At 42.0% G+C, this 7823-nt stretch carries 6 protein-coding genes and 1 other annotated feature; all 6 genes read right to left on the reverse strand.

The window, feature by feature from the left end; genetic code table 11:
- Positions 1–138 precede the first annotated feature (138 nt).
- The 6 genes from nifJ to VN447_RS01505 all read right to left on the reverse strand — a co-directional run bounded on the left by nifJ (position 139) and on the right by VN447_RS01505 (position 7601).
- Positions 139–3693: a pyruvate:ferredoxin (flavodoxin) oxidoreductase gene (gene nifJ / locus VN447_RS01480; RefSeq protein ID WP_325522084.1), complete on the reverse strand. Its 3555-nt coding sequence runs from the start codon at positions 3691–3693 to the stop codon at positions 139–141.
- A 52-nt stretch (positions 3694–3745) separates the two neighbouring features.
- Positions 3746–3983 (reverse strand) — a binding site (T-box leader).
- Between the two features lie 180 nt (positions 3984–4163).
- A complete protein-coding gene (locus VN447_RS01485) occupies positions 4164–5024 on the reverse strand; it encodes a DMT family transporter (RefSeq protein ID WP_325522086.1) in 861 nt (286 codons plus the stop codon).
- Between the two features lie 113 nt (positions 5025–5137).
- Positions 5138–5482, reverse strand: coding sequence for a hypothetical protein (locus tag VN447_RS01490; RefSeq protein WP_325522088.1), 345 nt, complete (start codon positions 5480–5482; stop codon positions 5138–5140).
- Between the two features lie 147 nt (positions 5483–5629).
- Positions 5630–6265 carry a hypothetical protein gene (locus VN447_RS01495; protein WP_325522090.1) on the reverse strand — a complete coding sequence of 212 codons (636 nt, stop codon included), beginning with the start codon at positions 6263–6265 and terminating at the stop codon, positions 5630–5632.
- A 59-nt stretch (positions 6266–6324) separates the two neighbouring features.
- Entirely contained in the window at positions 6325–7158 is an 834-nt protein-coding gene (locus tag VN447_RS01500; RefSeq protein WP_325522092.1) for an REP-associated tyrosine transposase, read from the reverse strand.
- A gap of 158 nt (positions 7159–7316) precedes the next feature.
- Complete coding sequence (locus VN447_RS01505) at positions 7317–7601, reverse strand: hypothetical protein (RefSeq protein ID WP_325522093.1); 285 nt, start codon at positions 7599–7601, stop codon at positions 7317–7319.
- Positions 7602–7823: the final 222 nt, after the last annotated feature.

Here is a 7823-nt window from a genome sequence, read left to right on the forward strand (position 1 = left end):
CCTCAAGCAAACGGCGTAAAAAAGATCGGCCACCTTTCCCCTAGTCGGTTTCGGAAAGATGGCCGCATCACTATTCTGGCCCTAAAAATAGGCTGTCTCAACAGTAGTAAACCTACTTGATGAGACAGCCCTTTTCTACTATTCTTTTGTTGCCGCCGCTTCCTGGTTAACTACTCCATGTTGGCCAGCCAATCGCCTGTAGTTTTCCAATCTTTCTTTTGCATCTTGCTCGGTTTTCTCAAACAAGGCTTGAGCCATTTCAGGGAATTGCTTCTTTAAGGACGAGTAACGTACTTCACCCATAAGGAATTCCTGGAAGTTCATAGTTGGCTCTTTGGAATCCAGCGTAAATGGTTTTTTAATGGTGCCTTTCAATTGTGGATTATACCTGTACATTGCCCAATAACCGCTGTCAACGGCTCGCTTGGCCTCCAACTGACTGCAGCCCATACCAACTTTTAGGCCGTGGTTGATACAAGGAGCATAGGCGATAATCAAGGATGGCCCTGGATAAGCCTCAGCCTCGGCAATAGCTTTGAGCGTTTGATTTTTGTCGGCACCCATAGCGATTTGCGCTACATAGACATAGCCATAGCTCATCGCGATCATGCCAAGGTCTTTTTTCTTGGTACGCTTACCGCTAGCCGCGAATTTAGCAATGGCCGCTGTCGGTGTTGCTTTAGAGGACTGACCGCCGGTATTTGAGTATACTTCGGTATCAAATACCAGGACATTGACATCTTCACCAGAGGCCAGCACATGATCCAGACCCCCAAAGCCGATATCATAGGCCCAGCCGTCGCCGCCAAAGAGCCAATGCGATCTCTTTACCAGAAAATCTTTATTCTTGTAGATTTCATTTACGAGCGGAACATGACTCTTTACTGTTTCCAAAGCCGTAATTAATCGATCAGCCCTAGCTCGTGTACCTTCACCTTGTTCTTGATTCACTAACCAATCTTCACAGGCTAAACTGAATTCTTCTCCTAAATTCAGTTTAGCTGCTGCTGTGATATCGATCGCCAATTTTGCTCTGACTTGCTTTACGCCAAGCAGCATACCCAGACCAAATTCAGCATTGTCTTCAAACAAAGAATTTCCCCAGGCAGGTCCATGCCCCCGGTAATTCTTATTATAAGGTACAGACGGCGCACTACCTGCCCAGACAGAAGAACAACCGGTAGCGTTGGCCACCATCATCCTGTCACCGAACAATTGCGTGATAAGTTTAGCGTAAGGGGTCTCGGTGCAGCCTGCGCAGGCACCCGAGAATTCAAGTAATGGCTGTTCAAACTGACTGCCTTTTATCGTGAATGGATTGGTTGGATTGGTCTTGGGCGATAGCGTCATGGCGTAATCCCACAAGAGTTGTTGATCAAGTTGAGTCTCAAGCGGTTTCATTTCCAAAGCTTTTTGCTTAGACGGACAGACCTGCGCACAGTTACCACAGCCTGTGCAATCATATGGCGAAACGACAATGGCAAAATTCAGGTCAGGCAAACCAGAAACTGGTTTACCAATAAAACCTTCCGGCGCGTTTTTCAGCTCTTCCCCATTAAGTAATACCGGTCTAATGGCAGCATGCGGGCATACATAAGAACACTGATTACATTGTATGCAGCTATCAGCCAACCAATAGGGAACATCAATGGCAATGCCGCGTTTCTCATAGGACGAAGTCCCCAAGGGGAACGTGCCGTCTTCCATACCAAGAAAGGCGCTTACCGGCAGTTTATCCCCATCTTGCCGGTTCATTGGAATCAGAATGTTCTTAATGAAGGCTGGCGTTTGTTTGGCTTCACAGCTTACATCCTGGGCATTTCCCCAGGAAGCAGGAACATTGATCTGCAAACTGGCGTCTATTCCCTTGTCAATGGCAGCACAATTCATACTGACAATTTTTTCGCCCTTATTGCCGTAAGATTTTACCACCGCCGCTTTTAGATACTTAACGGCTTCTTCTAAAGGAATAATATCGGCAATTTTAAAGAAGGCCGATTGCATAATCATGTTGATCCGGCCTCCAAGGCCAATCTCCTGGGCAATGCCAACAGCGTCTAAAGTGTAAAAGTTAATATCATTATCAAAAATATAACGCTTCATAGCGGCAGGCAATTTATCCTCCAGTTCCTGCTCGGTCCACGTACAGTTTAACAGGAAACTGCCGCCTTTCTTTAAACCTTCCAGCACATTGTATTTATCAACATACGACTGGTTGTGACAGGCAATAAAATCCGCCTTATTGATTAAGTAGGGAGACTTTATCGGTTGTTTACCGAATCTTAAATGCGATATAGTAACGCCACCGGATTTCTTGGCGTCATAGGTAAAATAAGCCTGGGCATACATATCGGTGTAATCGCCAATGATTTGGATGGCGTTCTTGTTAGCGCCAACTGTGCCATCCGAGCCAAGACCCCAGAACTTACAAGCTTTGGCCCCTGGTGGAGTTGTGTCAATATCCTGACCAAAAGGCAATGAAGTATGATTTACATCGTCAACAATGCCGACGGTAAAGTTATCTTTTGGCTGCCCGTCTCTTAGGTTATCAAAAATGGCTTGAATATGGCCGGGAATTACATCTTTACCACCAATACCACATCTACCGCCCACAATGACTGGCTGCCACTCTTTGCCATAAAATGCTGATTTTACATCAAGATATAGCGGCTCGGCCAAAGCACCCATCTCTTTAGTCCTATCCAAAACAGCAATCTTCTTTACTGTTTTGGGAATGTATTTAAAGAAATGTTCAACTGAGAAAGGTCTATACAAATGCACTGTCAGCAGACCAACCTTCTCTCCATTGGCATTCAGATAATCGACCACCTCTTCAATGGCTTCACACATCGACCCCATAGCAATAATCATTCTATCAGCATCTTCTGCGCCGTAATAGTTGAAAAGATGGTATTTCCGGCCGGTAAGCTTGCTAATTTCGCTCATATAGCCTTCTACAATTTCCGGAAGGGCTTGATGATATCGATTGGATACTTCTCGCTGCTGAAAGTAAATGTCAGAATTCTGAACCGTTCCCTTTAAGACCGGATGGTCGGGATTCAACGCCCTTCTACGAAACTCATCGAGCGCATCTCGGTCTAACAATTGGGCCAGTTCGTCATATTCAAGGACTTCAATTTTTTGTACTTCGTGAGAAGTCCGAAAACCATCAAAAAAGTTAAGGAATGGAACTCTGCCTTTGATTGCAGCCAAATGAGCCACAGCTGATAAATCCATAACTTGCTGGACGCTGCTTTCTGCCAGCAGCGCGAAACCGGTTTGCCTTGTTGCCATAACGTCTGAGTGATCACCGAAAATACTGATGGTATTGGCGCCAACGACTCTGGCACTGACATGGAATACGCCAGGCAAAAGCTCTCCGGCAATTTTATACATGTTCGGGATCATTAGCAGCAAGCCTTGTGATGCAGTATATGTAGTGGTCAATGCTCCCGCCTGCAAGGAACCATGTACAGCACCGGCGGCACCGCCTTCAGATTGCATTTCCACAATCTTCACGGTCTGTCCGAATATATTTTTTCTACCTTGGGCTGCCCACTCATCCACATGTTCGGCCATATTCGACGATGGGGTGATCGGATAGATAGCTGCTACGTCGGTAAAAGCATAAGAAACGTGGGCTGCGGCTGTATTGCCATCCATTGTCTTCATTTTTCTCTTGATATTCTTCATTAATCTCTCTCCCTTTTTTAATATAAAAGCGCCCCTAATCAACTTATAGTTGAATAGGGGCGCAAAATGCGCGATACCACCCTTATTTATACCTTTATATCGGTCAATCAACCGATTCCTGGTTAACGCCCAGGTGGCGCCTCTGCCTAATCCAAACAGAACTAGTCCTGTAATTTTCGGAGAAGAGTTCATGGGTGATTTAATCAGCAACAACTCCGCACCGGTTCTCAGCAACTCCGGCTCTCTGTGGCAGTCAATATATTGCTTTTATTCCCAATCATCACTTTTGTATTATGGTTTATGAAATTGTCAGTTGCTTAGGGTAAATTATGTCATTTTTGCCCAATTCTGTCAATAGATATTCTTTTCTCCTAGCTCTTATTGATATATCTTTCGCCGATACCAGTGATACGGTTCTCCGTGTCGGGTATGGCGAAGTTAATCCCAATTTAACAAAATCGCTAAATCTTCTAAGCTTTTGCATTAATTTCATTTAAAAGTGTAAAACCCAAAATCATCATTCCACCTATAATCTGCATAAAGCTTATTGATTCATTTAAAATAGTTACCGAAACAATGATCGCAATAAGTGGATCAATATAGCTTAAAATCGCTGCTTCTTGACCTTTTAAATCCTTAAGTGATGAGAAGTACAGACAATACGATATTCCAGTATGAACAAGACCAAGTATTAAAAGATTTATTATTCCAACATTGTCTAAAATACTCATATGTACGCCTGTTGTTGCGAATATATATGGTATAAGGACAATAATTGCTGCAGTAAATTGTATTAACGTTCTGTCAATACCAGTAACATTTTTAATAAACTTATTAAGTACCACAACCGTTGCGTAAAGTAGTGCCGCACTAAGACCAAAGCCTATGCCAATAAGATTATTCTTAGATCCTTCCATTCCATCAACGCCAATTACCGTAGTGAGCCCTATTGTTGCCATAACAAAGCACACTACTTGCTTCATTGTTATCTTTTCTCTGAATAAAACTGGGCATATTACCATAACAATTACAGGCGCAAAATAATAACTTAATGTAGCAATTGAAACAGATGTATAGTGATATGCCTGAAAAAGTAGAATCCAGTTAAAGCCTATTGCTGCACCTGAAACAAAAAGTAAAGGAAGGTCTCTTTTTAATTTTGAGAATAAAAATTCCTTTCCGCTTGCAAGTTTATATATGATAATTGCCACTGACGCTATAATGGCCCTGAAAAGTGCAATTTCCCCAGTTGAAAGAGAAATATTTTTAACAAAAATTGCAAGAGTCCCGAAGACGGCCATAGAAAAAATCATTTTAAGTTTTGCTTCCATTCTATCGTTCCCCTTTTTCCTTACAAATCTAAATACCAGAGTTCTTCTCCCCATCTTTACCCCATTCAGGTTTTTCATAAGCCTTTATCATTGCCAGGGACGGTTCTTGCTTGCTACTTTTCTGCCGATTTTATTATCCGGCTAACTCTGGATTCCCTCAACTCTACTAACTTCCCAATTTCTTTCAAAGATAAATTGGAGTTACACCGGAGCTCTTTTACTAATCGATTTCTCGCAGAGTTTTCTTTTCCTCTTCCTCCGGTCTGCTCGTGATGTATTTGGGGAATATGCTTAGCAACAAAGGCTCTGCATTCTTCCAAAGACATCTTTTTCCGTTCAACCTCAACTACCGAGCTAATCATACCACGAGAATCTGTATGACCTGGTGGTTGCTGAAGTTCAGACAGCCCTATGTATTCCCGGTATCGATTCTGAGCACCGCTAAGATCTTTGGCCAAAGAGCCCAGCAAAAATGATCTACAGGAAGACACAGGGACGGTGGATGCGTCCGAAAGACGATACCACCGTCCCCTGTCTCGTCCCCGCAACGGCGATAGCTAATTCTTACCTACTTGTGAAAAACCAACACCGATCCTATTCGTTATTCAATCTATATGCAAATGATTCTCCAGAGTCATCATAAGGAACCCGCAAAAAGCAGCATTATCAACTTGTAGCGAAGCATGGACTTCTTGTTTCATCTGCATGATTTGTTCTCGAAAAGCCTTATAAAATTCAAAGGTTGGGTTGGAATGGTATTTGAGTCCTGTTAATTCAAAGTACTCTATTATTCCTTTCGCTGTGGTCGGTTTGATGAAAACTTCCACACTTGGCCGGTAATATATAGAACAAACTGTTAACAACGGCCATTTCGCCAGCTTGTACTCATGAAGCAGCCCCGTCATCAACCCAAAGCCAAACGCCTGATCTCCATGTAAAAACTCCTTCAGGCCATGGGCTAAATGTTTTTTTTCACTGTCGTTCAAGACTTTCACTAAATCTCTAAACTTAGGCTTTTCAAAAAGAGAAATCAAAGAGGACTGGCTGACAATCTTCCCCATGGAATCTATGATATTGTCGGCACTTTCAAACTGACCAATGGCGAAGCTGTCTTGCGCCATTTTTTTCATTTTTTCTACTTTGTGCTTTTTCGTCAATTCGAGCATCTGAGGATTAGAAAATCCACCAGGAAATCGCATGATAAATTTTTTTTCGGCTTCTTTGAGCTTTGCTTTGTTCACAATCTCATCTCCTCTTTATAGAAACCTCTGAGGCGCATCACAGGGACGGTTCTTGCTTGCTACTTTTCTGCCGATTTTATTATCCGGCTAACTCTGGATTCACTCAACTCTACTAACTTCCCGATTTCTTTCAAAGATAAGTTGGAGTTACACCGGAGTTCTTTTACTAATCGATTTCTTGCAGAGTTTTCTTTGCCTCTTCCCCCGGTCTGCTCGTGATGTATTTGGGGAATATGCTTAGCAACAAAGGCTCTGCATTCTTCCAGAGACATCTTTTTTCGTTCAACCTCAACTACTGAGCTAATCATATTACGACAATCTGTATGCAATGGTGGTTGCTGAAGTTCAGACAGCCCTATGTATTCCCGGTATCGCTTCTGAGCACTGCTAAGATCATGTGCCAAAAAGCTAAGCAAAAATGATCTATCTACCAATTTGTCTATTACCAGTGGCTCTGCCATGTATTCAGTATAACTACTCCATTGATATTTTTCTGGGCTAGCAACTAATCCTGCCTTTACAGGATTTAAATGTATATATTTCGAGACTTGTAGCGCATACGCATCATTTGTAATAATTTCACTACGAAAACGATCCTGAAAAAAATGCCCGCACCTTACATGCTTACGGTTGATATACATGACATAACTTACATTAATGCTTTTCATGACTTGTGAAATGTCACTACCGTTTGAAGCCATTAGTAGATGAACATGATTATCCATCAAACAATATGCATATATCTTAAAATCATACTTTTCTTGATTCTTTTGTAAAATTTCCAAATACCGTTTTCGATCTTCATCATCATAGAAGATCGACTTTTTTTCATTACCGCGTTGAATAACATGATACATTTCGTATTCGCCTTTTTTTCGAGCACATCTGGGCATAAACACCACCTCAACATTATTTTACACTACCACAAACTAACAAGCAAGAACCGTCCCCAAATCTAAGGGGGTGTCGTCTGTAGCAGATGAGCTTGGGATACAATTCTCTGGAAAATTATGAGAAGCTTAGATTTTTACGTATTTTGTGGACACCTATTTTAACTATGTTTTGGATCAAATACAATAGGACCGCCGACATATCCCCAAAAACTCATCCCGCTTCTACTGCCAAATAGCGAGTTTGAATTATGATCGGCTACAACCCTGAAATCACGAGCTGAGGATAAGCTATATTCTCGACTAATACCAATCCCCATTATCTTCTTTTCAACTTTCAAAATCCCCTTGGCGACTGTTATACACTCGCTCCCGGCCAGATTCCACAATAACGTAAGAAAAGCCCAGCCTCCACCTATAGTCCAACCACATAACCAAAAAAGCAAAAAGGAATTACCCCCACGTGGCTTCCCACTAAATAATTGAGCAACTGCTGACGTTTCACCAAAAAACCAGCCACCAAGCCATACGCACAAAAATAATATCTATTTGGAGTGTTTACGGAGTTAACTAAAACAGTATTCAACATTGGAAAAGAGGCATCTATACTTATTTACGGTTATTTGATGGAGTATTGTTAAATAAATAACAAAGTATTTCTTATGACC

This window comes from Sporomusa sp., assembly GCF_035561155.1.
GTDB lineage: Bacteria > Bacillota > Negativicutes > Sporomusales > Sporomusaceae > Sporomusa.